Source organism: Agromyces sp. NPDC055658, assembly GCF_053618155.1.
Genome location: NZ_JBSHHD010000028.1, coordinates 18137 through 37131, shown reverse-complemented (window position 1 = coordinate 37131; position 18995 = coordinate 18137). Strand labels below are relative to the sequence as shown.

At 71.9% G+C, this 18995-nt stretch carries 13 protein-coding genes; 9 read left to right on the top strand and 4 right to left on the bottom strand.

Annotated elements, in window-relative coordinates; translation table 11 throughout:
• Positions 1-92 precede the first annotated feature (92 nt).
• Entirely contained in the window at positions 93-683 is a 591-nt protein-coding gene (locus ACWGPE_RS13795) for a DNA-3-methyladenine glycosylase I (protein ID WP_231432361.1), read from the bottom strand.
• Positions 684-688: 5 nt separating this feature from the next.
• Complete coding sequence (locus ACWGPE_RS13790) at positions 689-1180, bottom strand: methylated-DNA--[protein]-cysteine S-methyltransferase (RefSeq protein WP_231431470.1); 492 nt, start codon at positions 1178-1180, stop codon at positions 689-691.
• A gap of 177 nt (positions 1181-1357) precedes the next feature.
• Between ACWGPE_RS13790 and ACWGPE_RS13785 the strand changes: the two genes are divergently transcribed.
• Positions 1358-2518: a DUF4192 family protein gene (locus ACWGPE_RS13785; protein ID WP_231431469.1), complete on the top strand. Its 1161-nt coding sequence runs from the start codon at positions 1358-1360 to the stop codon at positions 2516-2518.
• A gap of 74 nt (positions 2519-2592) precedes the next feature.
• Here ACWGPE_RS13785 and ACWGPE_RS13780 read toward each other — a convergent pair whose 3' ends face one another.
• A complete protein-coding gene (locus ACWGPE_RS13780; protein ID WP_231431468.1) occupies positions 2593-3978 on the bottom strand; it encodes an aspartate aminotransferase family protein in 1386 nt (461 codons plus the stop codon).
• A 12-nt stretch (positions 3979-3990) separates the two neighbouring features.
• Entirely contained in the window at positions 3991-4473 is a 483-nt protein-coding gene (locus tag ACWGPE_RS13775) for an Lrp/AsnC family transcriptional regulator (protein WP_231431467.1), read from the bottom strand.
• Positions 4474-4651: 178 nt separating this feature from the next.
• On the opposite strand from ACWGPE_RS13775, the gene ACWGPE_RS13770 reads away from it, so the two are divergent.
• The 8 genes from ACWGPE_RS13770 (at position 4652) to ACWGPE_RS13735 (ending at position 18988) form a co-directional block, all read left to right on the top strand.
• On the top strand, positions 4652-5623 hold the full coding sequence (locus ACWGPE_RS13770; RefSeq protein ID WP_231431466.1) for an FHA domain-containing protein: 972 nt from the start codon (positions 4652-4654) through the stop codon (positions 5621-5623).
• Positions 5620-6456, top strand: a complete 837-nt coding sequence (locus ACWGPE_RS13765) for a PP2C family protein-serine/threonine phosphatase (RefSeq protein WP_231431465.1) — start codon at positions 5620-5622, stop codon at positions 6454-6456. Before ACWGPE_RS13770 ends, ACWGPE_RS13765 begins: the two co-directional genes overlap by 4 nt.
• Before the next feature lie 117 nt (positions 6457-6573).
• The gene (locus ACWGPE_RS13760; RefSeq protein WP_231431464.1) at positions 6574-7965 is read left to right on the top strand and encodes a serine/threonine-protein kinase; all 1392 of its coding nucleotides are present in this window, start codon (positions 6574-6576) and stop codon (positions 7963-7965) included.
• On the top strand, positions 7965-13841 hold the full coding sequence (locus tag ACWGPE_RS13755; RefSeq protein ID WP_452048914.1) for an Ig-like domain-containing protein: 5877 nt from the start codon (positions 7965-7967) through the stop codon (positions 13839-13841). Before ACWGPE_RS13760 ends, ACWGPE_RS13755 begins: the two co-directional genes overlap by 1 nt.
• The gene (locus ACWGPE_RS13750) at positions 13838-14809 is read left to right on the top strand and encodes an AAA family ATPase (protein WP_231431462.1); all 972 of its coding nucleotides are present in this window, start codon (positions 13838-13840) and stop codon (positions 14807-14809) included. The genes ACWGPE_RS13755 and ACWGPE_RS13750 overlap by 4 nt, the downstream gene beginning before the upstream one ends.
• Positions 14806-16119, top strand: coding sequence for a DUF58 domain-containing protein (locus tag ACWGPE_RS13745; protein WP_452048913.1), 1314 nt, complete (start codon positions 14806-14808; stop codon positions 16117-16119). Before ACWGPE_RS13750 ends, ACWGPE_RS13745 begins: the two co-directional genes overlap by 4 nt.
• Positions 16120-16127: 8 nt before the next feature.
• On the top strand, positions 16128-18407 hold the full coding sequence (locus tag ACWGPE_RS13740; RefSeq protein ID WP_452048912.1) for a transglutaminase family protein: 2280 nt from the start codon (positions 16128-16130) through the stop codon (positions 18405-18407).
• The gene (locus tag ACWGPE_RS13735) at positions 18404-18988 is read left to right on the top strand and encodes a hypothetical protein (protein ID WP_452048911.1); all 585 of its coding nucleotides are present in this window, start codon (positions 18404-18406) and stop codon (positions 18986-18988) included. The genes ACWGPE_RS13740 and ACWGPE_RS13735 overlap by 4 nt, the downstream gene beginning before the upstream one ends.
• Positions 18989-18995: the final 7 nt, after the last annotated feature.

Sequence of the window (18995 nt, the reverse complement as noted above, 5' to 3'; positions counted from 1 at the left end):
TGCCTGTCCCCCGAAGTGGGCTCAACGTAGCCTGCGGGATTCGACGGTGTCAAGGATCTCAGGGGCGTGCCGCGCGCCCGGCCCGGCGGCCGTCAGGCGCCGCCGTGATGCCTCGCCCTGAAGCAGCCGGCGACGTGATCGTCGACCATTCCCGCGGCCTGCATGAGCGCGTACATCGTGGTCGGGCCTACGAAGGCGAACCCGCGGCGGCGCAGTTCTCGGCTCATGGCGATGGACTCCGGCGTCGTCGCCGGGACCTCGGCGAACGAGGCCGGCGCGATCGTTCGCGGTGGCGGTGCGAACCCCCAGAGCAGCTCGTCGAGGGAGCGATCGAGGGCGAGGGTGGCGCGGGCGTTCGTGATCGTCGCCCGGATCTTGCCGCGGTGCCGGATGATGCGGGCGTCCCCGAGCAGGCGCTCGACATCGTGGTCGGTCATCTCCGCCACGCGTGCGGGATCGAATCCGTGGAACACCTCCCGGAACGCCTCGCGGCGGCGCAGGATCGTGATCCACGACAGTCCGGCCTGGAATCCCTCGAGGCAGACCTTCTCGTAGAGCCGTACCGGATCGTGTTGCGGCGTGCCCCACTCCTCGTCGTGGTAGCGGCGGTACTCGGGGTCGCTCGCGCCCCACGCGCAGCGGGCACGACCGTCGTCGCCGACGACGACGTCGGGGCGGGGGATGACGCTCACGCGGCGAAGCCGATGCGCTCGTGCCCGAGCAGCCAGAGCTTGGTCGGGATGCCCTCACCGGCCGAGTAGCCGGTGATCCGGCCGTCGGCCGCGAGCACGCGATGGCAGCCGACGAGGATCGGCACCGGATTGGCCCCCACCGCACCACCGATCGCACGCGACGCGCCGGGCCGGCCGACGGCCGCGGCCAGCGATCCGTACGAGGTCGCCTCGCCCCAGCCGAGTCTCGAGAGCTCGCGCCACACCGACTCCTGGAACGGGGTGCCGTGCCACCGGACGGGCACGTCGAATTCGGTGCGCGTGCCGGCGAAGTACTCGTCGAGCTCGCGCCTCGCGTGTTCGAGGACGGGATTGGAGCGCTCGGGCTCGCCGTCGCGGGGGAGGACGCCGTCTCGTTCGATCGTCAGCGCGGTCACGGCCGCATCGTCGGCGACGACCTCGAGCCGGCCGATCGGGCTGTCGAGGCGGATGAGGTACTCGTTGGTCATGCGTCGAGCGTAACTGCGGCCGCTGACGGCGGCTCGCGGAATTCAGACATCGCGGAACACCCGAGTGAGGCCGCGACGGTCGAGGACGGGTGGCCGTCCCGTCCTCCACACCTCCGTGGGCGGCGACCGAACCTGCGCGGCGAGCCTCAAGTGGTCGACGGCAGCCAGTCTCGGTCCATGACCACGATCATCCGCGCCGGTTCGGCGCAAGAGTTCCTCGCCCTCGTGCCGAGGCTCGCAGGCTTCATGCCGGCGCAGTCGCTCGTGTGCGTCGCGTTCGAGGGGCGCCGCACCCTCGGCGTCCTGCGTCACGACCTGCCGCGCCGGTCGCGCGATCGCACTGCGCTCGTCTCGGCCGTCATCTCGTCCCTGTGCAGGATGCCGGGCGTCGATGCGATCGCACCGGTCGTCTACACCGACGAGGGGTTCGCCGACCACGGCGGCGCGCCCGAACGGAGGCTCGTCGAACTGCTGTGCCGTCGCGCCGCGGAAGCCGGCTTCGGCGTGCGCGACGCGCTCTGCCGTGCCGCCGACGGTTGGGGGTCCTTCCTCGACGCAGAGCTGCCGTCCGGCGGGCGGCCGCTCGAGGAGCTCGACGTCGTGCCGGCGCGCGGCCTCCATCCGCACGACGAGCTCGCCGAGGGGCCGTCGGCGCCGGCGAGGCTGCCGGAACCCGACGAGCACCGCGCCGCGGCGATCGCGCGCGAGCTGCGACGGATCGAGCGAGCCGACGCCGGCGACACGATCTTCCGTGCGCTGGGCGACGACGTCGACCCCGTCGAGCTCGTCGAACGGCTGCTCGCACCGCGGGCGTCCTCGGCGCTGCGGCGGGCGTGGTTCCTGCACCTCGCTTCGCGACCGGTGTTCCGCGACGGCATGATGCTGCAGTTCGCCTTCGGCCCCGTCGTCGGCGCCGCGGCGCACGACGACGCCGTCGACCTCGCCGAACGCGCAGAGGCCCAGGGCGAGTCGGTCGATGCGCTCATCCGCCGAGAGTTCGCCGGGCACGGCCCGGGGCTCGAGGTCAGCGAGTTCCTCTCGCGGCTCATGCTCGGCAGGACTGGCCTGCAACCGGATCGCGCGCGGCTCGAGCGCGCACTCGTCGTCGTGCGCGAGGTCGTCGCAGACGCCCCGGCGAGCCATCGCTCGGGCCCGCTCTGCATCGCCGCATGGCTCTGCTGGGCGCTCGGGCGCGGATCGGCCGCCGGTGCGCTGCTCGACGCCGTGCTCACTGCGGACCCCGACTACTCGATGGCTCGGCTGCTCGAACACTACCTCGGCACGGGAGCGCTGCCGGACTGGGCGTTCACTCGACCCCCACGACTCGATGAGGCGTGACGGCCGAAGACGACGAACCCGGTGGCGGACTCACGGGAGCCCGCCACCGGGTTCGAAGGACGAAGGGGCAGCGATCAGATGCGGTTCGACGCCTCGGTCAGCACGCTCCGGAGGATCTGCTCGATCTCCTGGAACTCGGGCACGCCGATCGTGAGCGGCGGCGAGAGCTGGATCACGGGATCGCCTCGGTCGTCGGCGCGGCAGTAGAGGCCGGCGTCGAACAGCGCCGTCGAGAGGAAGCCGCGGAGCAGCCGCTCGGACTCGTCCTCGTTGAAGGTCTCGCGCGTGGCCTTGTCCTTCACGAGCTCGACGGCGAAGAAGTAGCCGGCACCGCGCACGTCGCCGACGATCGGCAGGTCGCTGAGCTTCTCGAGCTCGGCGCGGAACAACGGCGAGTTCTCCCGCACGTGCTCGAGGAGGTGCTCCTCTTCGAAGATGTCGAGGTTCTCCAGTGCGACCGCGGCCGAGACCGGGTGACCCGCCCACGTGTAGCCGTGGTAGAAGGTCGTGTCGCCCTTCGAGAACGGCTCGTAGATGCGCTCGTTGATGATCGTCGCGCCCATCGGGGCGTAGCCCGAGGTCATCGCCTTGGCGCAGGTGATCATGTCGGGCACGTAGCCGTACTCGTCGCAGGCGAACATGTGGCCGATGCGGCCGAAGGCGCAGATGACCTCGTCCGAGACGAGCAGCACGTCGTACTTGTCGCAGATCTCGCGCACGCGCTGGAAATAACCGGCGGGCGGCGGGAAGCACCCGCCGGAGTTCTGCACGGGCTCGAGGAAGACGGCCGCGACGGTGTCGGGGTCCTCCATGAGGATCTGCTCCTCGATGCGGTTGGCAGCCCAGATGCCGAACGCCTCTTCGCTCTCGGTCGGCGCGCCCATGTCGGCGGCGCGGTAGAAGTTCGTGTTCGGCACGCGCAGGCCACCGGGGGTGATCGGCTCGAACGGCGCCTTGATCGGCAGTCCGGTCACGGCGAGAGCGCCCTGCGGCGTGCCGTGGTACGCGAGGGCGCGCGAGATGACCTTGTACTTGCTCGGCTTGCCCATGAGCTTCCAGTAGTTCTTCGCGAGCTTGTAGGCGGTCTCGACCGCCTCGCCGCCGCCGGTCGAGAAGAACACGTGGTTGAGGTCGCCGGGTGCGTAGCCGGCGAGGCGGTCGGCGAGCTCGATCGCCTTCGGGTGCGCGTACGACCAGATCGGGAAGAACGCGAGCTCCTCCGCCTGCTTGGCGCCCGCCTGCGCGAGACGCTTGCGGCCGTGGCCGGCGTTGACCACGAAGAGTCCCGCGAGGCCGTCGATGTAGCTCTTGCCGTTGATGTCGAAGACGCGGTGGCCCTCGCCGCGGGTGATGATCGGCACGCCCGAGGTCTCCATCGTGGACTGCCGGGCGAAGTGCATCCAGAGATGGTCCTTCGCCTGTTGCTGCAGTGCAGCGTTGTCGTAGACCGTGTCGGTCATGTTCTTCCCTTCTTAGCGAGTGCCCCAGTTGTAGAACTGCTTCTGGAGCTTGAGGTAGACGAACGTCTCGGTCGCGTTCACGCCGTCGAGGCTGCGGATGCGCGTGTTGAGCAGGGTGATGAGTTCCTCGTCGTTCTCGCACACCACCTCGGCGAGCAGGTCGAAGCTGCCCGCGGTGAGCACGACGTAGTCGATCTCGGGGATCTCGCCCAGCTGTTCGGCCAGGACGCGGGTGTCGCCGGACGCGCGGATGCCGATCATCGCCTGCCGGGTGAAGCCGAGCTGCATGGGGTCGGTGACCGCGACGATCTGCATCACCCCCGACTCGGTGAGTCGTTGCACGCGCTGGCGCACGGCCGCCTCGGACAGTCCGACCGCTTTGCCGATGTCGGCGTACGACCGACGGCCATCGGCCTGCAGCTGCTCGATGATCGCCTTCGACACCTCGTCGAGCTGCACGGGTCGATGCCCGTTGGAACGACCTGCGTTCGTCATGGCTCGATTGTGACAGTGAAGGATGCCTCTGGCAAGTGATTCCGTCGATTCTCGAGCCATTCACGACTGATTCCATGGTGCTGGCTGGTAATCGAGGTCCATCTCGGGCGTGCGCCGCGGCCTCGGCTGGTGGATGCGCGTCGCGCGGCGCGGTCCGGTCGGTGGAAGACTGGACGACATGCCACGAGGGACGGTGTCGAGCCACGCGATCCCGGGCGCCGCAGCCTGGGACGCCATCGTCGGCGAGCGCTTCGTCGTCGTGCTCGCCGCCCCCGCAGCCGATGACGTCCTCGCGGCGCTCGCCGGTGTCGCCGCCGACCACGGGCTGGCGCTCGAGTCGCTCGTGGCTGCGATCCCGGCGCGGCTTGATGACGACGAGCAGGATTTCGCGCTCGTGTGGTGGATGGGCGACGACCCCGGATCCGTGACCGCCGTCGTGCGCGGGGGAGCGGTCGTCGACCTCGAGTCGCCCGGCGGCAGTCGACGATTCGACGGGCGAGGCATCAAGCCCTGGCATCTCGCGGAGTTCCACGACGTGTCGGCCGTTCGACTCACCGGCGCCGCATCCGTGCTCGAACCCGTCACGGGTGGCACGGTCGTCGCGCACGCGCGGGCGAGGCTGCGAGCGTCCGCCGTCGAATGGCAGCGCGCCGTCGCCTCGGCCGACGCGGACACGGTCTACAGCGCGAGCGCGGCGGCCATCGACGCCGAGGACGGCGGCACGGGACCGGATGGCACGATCGCGGCGTCGGCCCCGGAGCTCCCGGCCCCCGCGCTCCCGCAGGTGCGCGTGGCCGGGGGAGACCCGTTCGTGCCGCAGGGCTCGGTGCTCATCGGCCGGAGGCCCGGTGCCCCGAGGATCCCGGGCGTCCACGGCGTGCCCCGGCTCATCGCCGTCGACTCGCCGGGCAGGATCGTCTCGTCGACCCACCTCGAGCTCAGGGTCGAGGGCGCACGTCTGGTCGCGAGCGACCTGCGCTCGACGAACGGCACGACCGTGATCGGGCCGCGCGCGCCCCGGCGATTGCGTGCGGGCGAGTCGATCGTCGTCGTGCCGGGCATGAGCCTCGATCTCGGAGACGATACGATCGTCGAGATCCTCCCACCCCCCGGAGTCGATCACCCCACGCGAGACAGGCCGAACACGTGACGCAGATAGGCAACGGCAACGCGCGCCATCGGATCGCGCTGCCCGACGGCACCGAGATCACCCTCGCGTGGGCCGCGATCACCGACACCGGCCTGCGGCGCGAGGTCAATGAGGACAGCTACGTGGCGCAGGCACCCGTCTTCGCGGTGGCGGACGGCATGGGCGGACATGCGGCGGGCGATTTCGCGAGCGCCGCCGTCGTGACGCGGCTCGCCGAGCACGGCGGCAAGCCGGTCATCGGCACGGCCGAGATCGACGCGTCGCTGCATCGCGCCGTGCAGGACATGGGGCGGGGCGCCGGCGTCACCGACGAGGGCAGCGGGACCACGGTGACCGGCGCGGCCCTCGGGCTCATCTCGGGCGAACCGGCATGGATCGTCTTCAACATCGGAGACTCGCGGGTCTACCGCCTCGTCGGCGGCGTCCTCGAGCAGCTCACGGTCGACCACTCGATCGTGCAGGAGCTCGTCGATGCCGGGCAGATCACGCGCGAAGAGGCCGACACGCACCCGCACTCGAACGTCATCACGCGGGCGGTCGGATTCCACGAGGCGCCCATCCCCGACTATCGGGCGATCGCCGTCGAGGAGGGCATGCGGCTGCTCGTCTGCTCCGACGGGCTCACGAAGGAGCTCACGTCCTACGGCATCCGCCACTTCCTCGTCGCCAATCCGAAGGCCGAGAAGGCCGCCACCCAGCTGGTCGACGCCGCACTCGGAAACGGCGGGCGCGACAACGTGACGGTCGTCGTGATCGACGTCGTCGAGGTCGTTCCGCCCCCGTCCGAGCCCGGCGAGCACGACGACGACGCAGGTGAGACCGCGAGGGCCTGACCGCCCCGCGGCGGTGCGCCCGCGGCGACCTACAATGGGGGGCAGCGGGCCCACGTCGGCACCGAACCCTGCCGCGCCGTCCCGATGAGCGCTGTCCCGATGAACACTGGGAGGATCGTGTCGCGACGACTGCCGTCCACCCCGCCGACCCTTCCGGGCTTCGAGTTCATCCGCGTGCTCGGTTCGGGCGGCTTCGCCGACGTGTTCCTCTACGAGCAGAACATGCCGCGCCGGCTCGTCGCCGTGAAGGTGCTGCTCGCCGGCGTGGTCAACGACGACCTCCGGCAGATGTTCCAGGCCGAGGCGAATCTGATGGCCCAGCTGAGCTCGCACCCCTCGATCCTCACGGTGTACCAGGCGAGCGTTGCCGCCGACGGACGCCCGTACCTCGTGATGGAGTACTGCTCGGCTTCGATCGGCCAGCGCTACCGTGCCGTGCAACTGCCGCTCGGTGAGGTGCTCTCGATCGGGGTGCGCGTCGCGAGCGCCGTCGAGACGGCCCACCGATCCGGTGTGCTGCATCGCGACATCAAGCCGTCCAACATCCTGACGACCGCATACGGTCACCCGGTGCTCAGCGACTTCGGCATCGCGGCAACGCTCGGCCAGGCCGAGACCACCGAGGCGGTCGGACTCTCGGTGCCGTGGTCGGCACCCGAGGTGCTCCGCGACGAGACCAGCGGCACCGTCGCGAGCGAGGTCTGGGCCCTCGGAGCGACGGTCTACTCGCTGCTCGCCGGGCGGAGCCCGTTCGAGGTCCCGGGCGGCGACAACTCGCCGCAGGCGATCACGGCACGCATCGGGAAGTCGAAGCTCGCGCCGACCGGCCGCATCGACGTGCCGGCGAGCCTCGAGGCGGTGCTCGCCCGGGCGATGTCGAAGCAGCCGAAGGCGCGACAGTCCGGGGCGCTCGAGTTCATCCGCGACCTGCAGGCCGTGGAGGAGGAGCTCGGGCTCCCGCAGACGCCGATCGAGGTGGCCATGGACGACTGGGCGCTCGCGACCGCCGTCGACCTCGACGAGCGGACCCGCGTGAGTCCCGCCCGCTCCGGCATCGACCAGGCGCGGCGGCGACGGCGATCAGCCGCGCGAACCACCGTCGATCCGGCGTCGGCGGAGACGACCGCGGGTCGCGCGCGATCGACACCACCCACCGCTCGCCGACTCGCATGGGGCATCTCGATCGCGGCCGTGCTGCTCGTCGCGCTCGTCGGGGCGGGCATCGCGACGGTGATCCAGAACACCAGAACGATTCCGGTCGTCACCGATCTGCGCGGCGCCGCCGCGGGCGAAGAGGTGACGTTCGAGTGGAGCGATCCGGGTCTCCGCCAAGGTGACGCGTACCTCGTGCTCGTCGACGGCGAGGCATCGCCGATCCAGCGCGCGACGATCCTGTCGGTCGATGCGGCGGGTCGCGACCGTGTGTGCGCGAGCGTGACCGTCACACGCGACGGGAAGCCGGGCACGCCGAGCGCCGAGCGCTGCGTCGACGTCGAAGGGGTCGGGTGATGCGACTCGCGATCCCGCGTCGTCATCGGTCCGCCATCGTCACCGCGGCCGCGGTCACGGCCGTCGTCGCGGTCGTCGCCACGATCGCGGTCACGAGCGGCGGGTATGCGGCGCAGCGCGTCGAGCTCGGCGACGCCGCCGTCTGGGTCGCGAACGAGCGCTTGCAGTCGGTCGGCCGCGCGAGCACCGCCGCGCTCGAGCTCAACTCGATGGTCGAGACGGGCGGCGGCTCGACGATCGTGCAGCGCGGCGCGACCGTGCTCGTGTTCGACCCCGACCGCTCGAGCGTCGGCGTCGTCGACGCCGCGGACTCGACCCTCACCGACACCGTGCCGGTTCCCCCCGACGCCTCGACCATCGCGCTCGCGGGCGACCAGGTCGTGATCGCCGCCGACGGCGAGCTCTGGACGACCCCGATCGACGACTTCGCCGATTTCGAGGAGAGCGCGGACTCCGATCTCAACTTCGGACCGGGCGCCGTCATCTCGGCCGCGCCGTCCGGCCTGCTGTTCGCGTACACGCCGTCGACCGGCGATCTCGCGGAGGTCTCGGCCGCCGACGGCGACCAGATCGCCGCCGACTGGTCGCTCGAACCGTTCCCGACCGACCACGAGGTGCAGCTGACCTCGGTCGGTGGTCGCTGGGCCGTCTTCGACGCGGACGACCGGGTGCTCGAGCTCGACGGTCGCCGGGTCGAGCTCGCCGACGAGATCGGTGCGTCGGCGGCGCCTCGGCTGCAGGTTCCGGCCGACGAGGGCCATGAGGTCTGGATCGCGCATCGAGGCGGGCTCGTCGCGGTGGATCTCGACAGCGGTGCAGTGCGCTCGGCCGTGACGGATCTCGACGGGACGCCCGCGGCGCCCGTCGTGCACTCGGGCTGCGTGTACGCGGCCTGGGCCGGCGGTTCGGCGTGGCGCTCGTGCGACGACGGCGACCGGCCCGTCGAACTCGGCGCGGCGAGCGACGAGCTCGCATTCGCCGAGAACGGCCGGGCCATCGTGCTCAACGACCGCGCCAACGGTCGGACCTGGGTCGCCGATCGCGGCTTCGAGCGCATCGACGACTGGCAGCGACTGATGAAGACCGAGCGCGATGATCGCGAGGTCGAGCGCAACGACCCCGACCGCGATCCCGAGATCGAGAAGCGCCGGACGCCGCCCGTCACCGAGGACGACGAGTTCGGCGCGCGACCGGGCCGGACGACGGTGCTGCCCGTCCTCCTGAACGATTACGACGCGAACGGCGACGTGCTCGCGATCGCCGGGGTGGACGCGGAGCTGCCCGAGTGGGCGCGGCTGGACGTCATCTCCGACGACCAGCAGCTCCAGCTGACCCTCGATGCGGACGCAGCGGGCACCGTGCGCTTCGACTACTCCGCCGACGACGGGCACGGCGGTTCGAGCCGGGCCTCGGTGGCGGTCGTGGTACGCGCCGCGGAGGAGAATGCGCCGCCGGTCCAGCGTCGATCGATCCGCGCCGACGTCGGAGTCGGCGAGCGGGTGTCGACAGCGGTGCTCGGCGACTGGGTCGATCCCGATGGCGACCCGATGTTCCTCCGGCGCGCCGAGGTCGCGGAGCCCGATCAGGTCTCGTCGACGGCCGAGGGCACGGTCGGGTTCATCGAGCGCGGCGGGACGGGCGACGGCCGCACGGTCTCGCTCGTCGTCTCGGACGGCCGGGACGAGACGGTCGGCACGCTCGAGGTCGACGTGCATCCGGCCGGCGCCGTCCCGCTCGAAGCCGAGCCGTTCATCGCCCTGGCCACGGCCGGCCGCGAGATCGTCATCGATCCGCTGCGTCACGTGCGAGGCGGCGGCGGCCGGGTCGAGCTCAGCGCGGTGCCGGCGAAGCCCGACGTGACGATCACCCCCGACTACGACGGCGGCACCTTCCGGTTCACGAGCGACGAGATCGGCACCCACTACCTCGAGTACACCGTCACCGACGGAGCCACGCCGGCCACGGGCTTCGTCCGCGTCGAGGTGCAGGCGCCACCCGACCGCGACACCACTCCGGTCACCGTGCCGCACACGGCCTTCGTGCGAGTTGGGCAGCCGGCGGACATCGACGTGCTCGCGACCGACATCGACCCGACCGGCGGCGTCCTCGTCGTGACGGATGCGGAGCGGTCCCGGCCGGGTGACGGATTCCGCGTCGAGGTCGTCGACCACCGGCTGCTGCGGGTGACGCTCATCGCACCGCTCGAGACCGGCTCGACCGTGTTCGGGTACCGGGTCAGCAACGGGCTCGCCGAGGCGGCCGGCCAGGTGACGCTGGTCGAGATACCGGAACCCGAGGCCGCCCAGCCTCCGGTCGCGGCGCCCGACACGATCTCGATGCGCACGGGCGACGTCATCGACATCCCCGTGCTCGAGAACGACGAGCAGCCCGACGGGCTGCCGTTCGAACTCGTTCCCGACCTCGTGGAAGAGCCCGACGCCGGACTGCTCTTCGCGTCAGGCGAACGGTTGCGCTACTTCGCCCCCGAGGTGGCGGGCGACTACCGTGCGCGCTACCGCATCGAGTCGGGCGGCCAGGTCGCCGATGCCGTCGTCGCGATCTCCGTCCGCGAGGCCGAACCCGAGACGAACACACCGCCCGTACCGGAGACGGTGACGGCGCGCGTCATCGCGGGTGAGAAGGTGCGCATCCCCGTCCCGCTGTCTGGCGTCGACCCCGACGGCGACTCCGTGCAACTGCTCGGCCAGCAGTCGAATCCAGAACGAGGTGTCGTCGAAGCGACGGGCCCGGACTGGCTCGACTACCGGGCCGGCGTCTACGCGTCCGGTACCGAGGAATTCGCCTACTCGGTCGTCGACGCCCTCGGTGCCCGCGCGGAGGGCACGGTGCGCGTCGGCATCGCTCCGCGCGTCGACCGGCCTGCCGCCCCGATCGCGGTCGAAGATCTCGTCACCGTGCGTCCGGACCGCACTGTGACGGTGCAGGTGCTCGACAACGACTCCGATCCCGGTGGCGGCGATCTGCGCGTCATCCGCGTCACGAGGAACCGCGGCGACGCGACGGCTCGCACCGTCGAGGAGGGGCGTATCGAGGTCGACGTCCCGCCCGGCTCCGGCAAGTCCTCCTTCATCTACACGATCGAGAACGAGGCGCTCGGACAGGCCACGGCCTTCCTCACGGTGGTCGCGGACCCGGATGCCCCGCTCGCCCGGCCCGAGGCATCCGACACGGTGCTCGGCCTCACCGACATCGTCGGCGAGGAGTCCGTCGTCGTCCCGGTGCTGGAGAACGTCTTCCTCGCCGACGGCGACGTCGACGGCGTCGGCGTCGACCTCGTCGACGGGTACCGGCGTGGCGCCCAGGTGCTGCGTGACGGGTCGATCAGGGTCGAGATCGAAGACCGTCGACGGGTCGTGCCGTTCGTCGTGAGTCACCCGGAGGACCCGAGCCTGGTGGCCTATGCCTTCATCAGGGTCCCCGGACGAGACGACGCCCTGCCGCAGCTGCGCGCCGATGCGCCCGATGTCGAGGTCGCGAGCGGCGAGAGCGTCGAACTCGAACTCGCCGACTTCGTCATCGCCGCGTCCGGCAAGCCCGTCCACATCACGGACGAGGCGAGCGTGCTCGCCTCGCACAGCGACGGGACCTCGCTCGTGGTCGATCGCGACACCCTGAGGTTCCGAAGCGAGCAGGGCTACTCAGGTCCGGCCTCGATCTCGTTCACCGTGACGGACGGCGACGGCCCCGATGACCCGACCGCGCGCACGGGCACGATCGTGATCCCCATCGAAGTGCGTGCGAACGACGACGAGCCGCCGGCCATCACCGGCACCGTGATCGACTTCGAGCCGGGCCAGACGAAGCAGATCGACCTGCGCCGACTGACGAGCCCGCCCGCCGCGACGGCGTCGGCGGACCTCAGCTACCGTGTGCTGCCGCCGCAGGCCGAGGGCTTCGACGTGCGTCTCGACGGCGACGAGCTCACGGTCGCAGCGCGCGCCGACACCCCGATCGGCGCGCGGTCCGCCGTCGTCGTCGACGTCGCCGATGCGTCGGGATCCGGCTCGGGCGGGCGCATCGAGCTGCGCGTCGTGCCCTCGACGAAGCCCGTCGCCAGCCCGATCGACGACCGGGCGATCGCAGCCCGCGGGCGGACGACGACGATCGACGTGCTCGCGAACGACGAGGAGACGAACCCGTTCCCCGAGACGCCGCTGCGCGTCGTCGCCGTCGACCTCGAGGGAATCGGCGACGGCATCGAGATCACGCCGAGCGCCGATCGTTCGACGCTCACCGTGACGGCGGCAGCCGATGCGCCGCCCGTCAACACGACGGTGCGGTATCAGGTCGAGGACGCGACGGGCGAGGCGTCGCGACGAGCCTGGGGCTCCGTGACCGTTTCGGTCCAGGACCGCCCGGATCCCGTCGTCGCGCCGACCGTGACGGGCTTCGGCGACGGCACGCTCGACGTCGCCTTCGGGGCCGGCGGTTTCAACAACTCGCCCATCACGGGCTACGAGATCGCGCTCACCGACCCCGGCACGGGCGATGCGCTCGCCACCACGATGTGCCAGGCCACGACCTGCACCGTCGACACCCCGGGCAACGGCCGCGGGAACGCCGTCGACGTACGCATCCGGGCGCGCAACGGCATCGGCTTCTCCGATCCCCAGGTCGCGCCCGGACCCGTCTGGTCCGACGTCATCCCCGCCCCTCCCGGCGGCCTCACCGCGCTCCCGCTGGACGGGCGGCTCGGCATCGAATGGGACCCGGTCGCGACGGGATCGGGGAGCCCCGTGCACTCGTACGTGGTCACGGTCGCCGGAGTCGCGACGGAGGTGGCCGCGGCATCGGCCTGCACGCCGAGCGAATGCCGCGTCGACTCGCAGGCCCTCGCGAACGGCAGCCGGGTACCCGTCAGCGTCAGCGCACGCAACGAGGCGTATCCCGCGCTCGCCGTGTGGACTGCGGCATCGACCGCCGGCACGCCCTTCGGGCCGCCCGTCGCCGGATCGATCGATGTCGCGGGCGACGCGGCCGCGGGCGCGGTGACCGTCACCTGGTCGCCGTTCGCGGCGAACGGCGACGCCCTCGCGGGTTATTTCGTGCAGCGGCTCGTCGACGGCGCGACCGGGGTTCCGAGCGGGGCGCAGTCATGCCAGGTCACCTCGCCGGCGCCCGGCAGCGTCGTACCGCCGTCGTCGGGAGGCAGCGTCGCCGAGACGGTCCGCGTCGGCCCCGAGGCATCCAGCCTGCGGTTCTCGGGGACTGCCGCGGAGTCGACCCGCTACTCGTTCGTCGTCTGGGGCTACAACCGGGCGGGGTGCGCGCACACCGCGGTCGCCGGGACCGTCGTGCGGCCGGGCCCCGGGGGCGTCGACGGCGTCGACAGCGAGATGGCGTGGAACGGGCCGGAGGTCTGGGACCGCTACATCGACGACGTCGACGTCGCGGCCTCGCGGATCGAGATCGTGGGCGTCGACGAGCAGGGGACGCAGATCGCCGGAACGAAGCGCGAGTTCCGCGGATCCGGCTGGCTGCGGGAGCTGCTGAGCGAGCGGTTCGACTTCGGCGAGACCGGCCGATTCCAGGTGCGCGGGTGCACCGTCTGGGGAAGCTGCGGACGCTGGTCGGACATCCTGCCCGCCGGAGAGTCGCCCACCCTCACGTTCGCGCTGCCGAGCCGGCAGTGGGACTCCCGCCGCTCGACGTGGTCGTGGACGGACGCGCCCGACAATTCTGGCCTCCCGGTCGAATTCAGCTGCGGAGTGGACGGCGATGCGCGGGGTCGCCCCGCGCAGACCCCGACGAGCTGCGAGATCGTCGGGGCCGGGCCAGGGGACACGGTCTGGTTGGATGTCAGGATCGCCGGCGTGAGCGCGCGATACGAGGCGAAGAACGAGGAGAAGCAATGACGATGACCCCCGACGAGGCCGCCGGCTTCGCTGCGACGCTCGACCGGCTGGTCGGCGCCGTGGAGGAGGTGCTGCTCGGCAAGAACCGCGTCGTGCGGCTCGCGTTCACCGCCCTGCTCAGCGAAGGCCACCTGCTCCTCGATGACGTGCCGGGAACCGGCAAGACCTCGCTCGCCCGCGCGATGGCGCAGTCGGTGTCGGGCACGAGCAATCGCGTGCAGTTCACGCCCGACCTGCTGCCGGGCGACATCACGGGCGTCACGGTGTACGACCAGCGCGAGGGGGTGTTCGAGTTCCACCCCGGCCCGGTGTTCGCGAGCATCGTGCTGGCGGACGAGATCAACCGGGCGAGCCCGAAGACCCAGTCGGCGCTCCTCGAGGTGATGGAGGAGGGACAGGTCACGGTCGACGGGCAGACGCATCCCGTCGGGCACCCGTTCATGGTGATCGCCACCCAGAACCCGGTCGAGCAGGCCGGCACCTATCGGCTGCCCGAGGCCCAGCTCGACCGCTTCGTCATGCGCACGTCGATCGGCTACCCCGACCACGCGTCGACGATCCGGATCCTCGAGGGGGCCGACCAGCGCGCGCACGACCAGCGGGTCGAGCCGGTCGTCGACGCGGAAGAGGTCGTCGCCCTCGCAGCGCTCGCGCGCACGGTGTACGTCGATCCGACGATCCACGACTACGTCTCGCGCCTCGTCGACGCGACCCGCACGGCCCGCGAGGTGCGACTCGGCGTGAGCGTGCGCGGCGCGCTCGCGCTCATCCGGACGGCGAAGACGCATGCGGCCGGCCGCGGCCGGCACTACGTCGTGCCCGACGACGTGAAAGCGCTCGCCGAGCCGGTGCTCGCGCACCGGCTCATCCTCGATCCCGAGGCCGAGTTCGACGGCGTGACGACGTCGAACCTGGTCGCGCAGGTGCTCATCGAGACCCCGCCGCCATCGACGAAGCAGGTCGTGTGAGCCTTTCCGCGACGCGAACGACGATCCCCGAGGAGGCACGGAAGCAGGGCCTGCTCGCGGTCGTCATCGCGCGTGCGGTGCTCGGCGGTCGATCCGCCGCCGGCGCGGCGATGCGGTGGACCGCCGCCGTGCGCGGCGTGGTCACGCCGCTCGGCTGGTCCGTCGCCGCAGCGGCGGCCGTCTCGCTCGTCGTCGGCTACAGCTGGGGGCTCGTCGAGATCATCGCGCTCGGCTGGGCCTTCGTCGTGCTCGTCGCGGTCGCGGCGCTGTGGCTCGTCGGGCGCGGCGCCGGCGAGGTCCGCCTGTCGTTGCCGATGCCTCGCGTCGTCGTCGGCGATCACGCCGAGGCGCGCCTCGTCGCGAGCAACCCCGGTCCGCGGCGCTTCGGCGGCGTGCAGCTCGAGGTCCCGGTCGGCGAACGGGTGATCGAGCGCGTGCTGCCCGGCCTGCCGCGCGGCGGCACGGTCGACGAGGTGCTCCGCATCCCGACCGAACGGCGCGGGATCGTTCCGATCGGACCGGCGCGGACGGTGCGCGCCGACCCGATCGGGCTCATGCGGCGCGAGATCGTCTGGTCCGACACGGCCGAGCTCCGGGTGCACCCGCGCACGGTGGCGGTGTCGGCGCTCAGCACGGGGTTCATCCGCGACCTCGAGGGATCGCCGACCCGCGACCTCACGACGAGCGACATCGCGTTCCACGCGCTCCGCGAGTACCTGCCGGGCGATGACCGCCGATACATCCACTGGCGGTCGAGCGCGAAGACCGGCACGTTCATGGTGCGCCAGTTCGAGGAGTCGAGGCGAAGCCGGCTGATGGTGCTGCTCGACCTCGAGCCCGGCGCGTACACCGACGACGCCGAGTTCGAGCTCGCGGTGGGCGCCGCGGCATCGGTCGGGGCGCGCGCCATCCGGGACGCGCGGAGCGTCGCATTCGTGGTGTCCGGGCGCCACGCCGGTCGCACGGGTGCGATGCGCGAGCTGCCGACCGTCTCCCGCGACCGGCTCGTCGACGCCCTCTGCGTCGTCGAGCGCGACGACCGCGTCGCGCCGCTGCCAGACGTCGCGCGGAGCGCGGCCGAGACGCTGCACGGGCTCTCGCTCGCCTTCCTCGTCACCGGCTCGGCACGCGGGGTCGGTCCGCTGCGCTCGGCGGCGAGCCGGGTACCGGCCGGCGTCGAGGTGGTCGCCGTGCAGTGCGCGCCGGAGTCGCAGCCGACGGCACGCACCGTCGGCGGCCTCACCGTGTTCGGCATCGGCTACCTCGAGGACCTGCGTGCGATGCTCGCGAGATCGGCCTCGGTCGCATGACGGCGCGGATGGGACCCGGACCGGGTCGGGGTTGGTCGGTCGCGATCAGCATCGCGCTCGTCGCGGCGATGCTCGCGGCGGCGATGATCCCGTGGTGGCCGATCTACGAGAGCCCCGCGTTCTTCGCCGCCGCGGGAGCGGCGATCCTCGCCGGTTGCGGGATCGGCCTCGCCGGGGCGCGCTGGTCGTGGCCCGCCTGGCTCGTCGCCGTCGCCGTCGTGGCCGCGTATCTCGTGCTGGGGGTTCCGGTCGCGGTGCCCGACCGGGCGCTCTTCGGCGTGCTGCCGACGCCCGACGGACTCGTCGAGCTCGTCGCGGGCGCCGCCCTGTCGTGGAAGCAGCTCGTCACGATCGCGGTGCCGGTCGGCTCGTATCAGGCGCTGCTCGTGCCGCCGTTCCTGCTCGGTCTCGTCGCCTCGACCGTCGCCGTCACGATCGCGTTGCGCACGAACCGCCCCGCCGCCGCGGCGCTGCCGCCCGCGCTGCTGCTCGTCGCGGGCATCGCGCTCGGCGTCGTGCACGACGACTTCGCCCTCGAGGCCGGCCTCGCATTCTTCGTCGCTGCCGTCGCGTGGTTCGTGCGGATCGGGATCGCCGACCGGCGGGCGATCGCGGGCGGCCGCCGAGTCGAGACGACGCTCGCCGACGCACGGCGCGTGCTCGGGGCATCCGCGCTCGTCGCCGTCGCGCTCGTCGGGGCGACCGCTGCGGCGGTGGCGCTGCCGACGCCGCCGCGCAGCGTCGTCCGCGCCGAGCTGCAGCCGCCGTTCGAGCCGAACGATCACGACAGCCCGCTCGCGGGGTTCCGCACGGCCTTCGCCCCCGACTCCGCCGATGAGCCGATGCTCGACGTGGGCGGCCTGCCGGAGGGTGCGGGACTCGTGGTCGCGGTGCTCGACACGTACGACGGCATCGTGTACTCGGTCGGCGGCTCCGACGGCTCGGGTCCGTCGGGCCGGTTCAGCCGCGTGCCGTACCGGCTCGACCAGCCCGTCGACGGCGGCACGACCGAACGCATCGATGTCGCCGTCGAGGGCTACCGCGACGTCTGGGTGCCGGGCATCGGCCGGCTCAAGCGCATCGAGTTCGCCGGGCCCCGCGCCGACCGGCTCGCCGAGTCGTACTTCTACAACGACGCCACTGGCACCGGTGCGGTCGTCGACGGCCTCCGGTCGGGCGACCGGTACGTCGCGGACTCGGTGGTCCCGGCGTCGCCGTCCGACCTCGCATCACTCGAACCCGGTACGAGCGTGATGCCGCCCCTTCCCGAACTGCCTGCTCGCCTCGTCGACCTCATCGACGAGTGGGCGCCGGCGACCGCGACGCCGGGCGAACGGCTCGCCGGGGTGATCGAGGGATTCCATCGCGACGGATACGTCAGCCACGGGCTCGAGGGCGAGGAGCCGAGCCGGTCGGGGCACGCGCTCGACCGGATCGAGGAGCTCGTGACGGAGCAGCCGATGGTCGGCGACGGCGAGCAGTATGCCGTCGCCGCGGCGCTCATGGCCCGCGAGATCGGCTTCCCGGCACGCGTCGTCGTCGGCTACCTGCCGGGTCCAGGTTCCGAACGGGATGCCTCGACAGGGAGCGTGCGCTTCACGAGCGCCGACCGTCAGGCGTGGATCGAGGTGCAGACCTCCGACGGGGCGTGGCTGCCGATCGATCCGAATCCCGTGCCACGACCCATCCCCGAGCGCGAGCCCGAGCAGGCCAAGGTCGTGTCGCGCCCCGAGTCGGTGCTGCCGCCGCCCGCGGAGCGCACGCCGCTCGTCGACGACGATGCCGGTCCCGGCTCGACGCCGGATGGCGGCGACGACGGCGACGATTGGCTGCAAGCCATGTTCGCAGGCCTTGAGATCACCGGTATCGTGCTCGTCGGCGCGGTCGCCCTGTGCAGCCCCTTCCTCGCGATCGTGGTGGCGAAACTCCGGCGGCGTCGCCTGCGCCGACGCGCGCCGACGGCGGTCGAGCGCATCGAGGGCGGCTGGCTCGAGTTCGCCGACTCGGCCGCGGACTACGGGTACGCGATCGTGCCGACCGCGACGCGCGCCGAGCAGGCGGCCACGGTGGGCGGGCTCGCCCCGCTCGTCCTCGCGTCCGTCGTCGACCGTGCGGTCTACGCACCCGGGGGACCGGGTCACGGCGACGACCACCGCGTGTGGGAGACGGTCGACGAGCTCCGCCGTCGACTCGGCGTCTCGCGGAGTACTCGCGACCGGCTCCGGGCGGCGATCTCGCTCAACTCGCTCGGCGGGTACGCTGTCAGCCGGAGAGGAGTGCGTTCGTGAACTGCCGGATCTGCGGTGCCGAGTTGCCCGCCGACGCGATGTTCTGCGGCGAGTGCGGCAGTTCGACGAGCGCGACCCCGGAGTCGCGCCGCAGGCCCGATCCGCGTCCGGGCGACACGACCCGGGTCGAGCGGCTGCCGCGCACGTCGCAGCGCAACAGCGGGGTGATCAGCGTTCCGATCGAGGGATTCCGGCCGGCCGAGCCCATCGAGGATGCACCGGCTCCGGCCGACCCGTCGGTCGACGAGCCCGGTCGCCCGCGCTTCTCGCTTCGGTTCAGCACCGGCGAGACGCGCACGGTGTTCGGCTCGGGGCTCATCGGCCGGAAGCCGATGCCGCAGCCCGGCGAACGGTTCGACCACCTCGTGCAGATCGCCGATCACACGCTCTCGGTCTCCAAGACCCATCTCGAGTTCGGCGAGCACGAAGGAACGATGTGGGTCGCCGACCGGTTCTCGAGCAACGGCACCGTCGTGCGACGTCCCGACGACGGCGCGCTCCGGTGCGAGCCCGGCCGCCGCTATCTCGTGCCTCGCGGCAGCCGGGTGGAGCTCGCCGAGCAGTACTTCTCGGTGGACTGACCCGTCC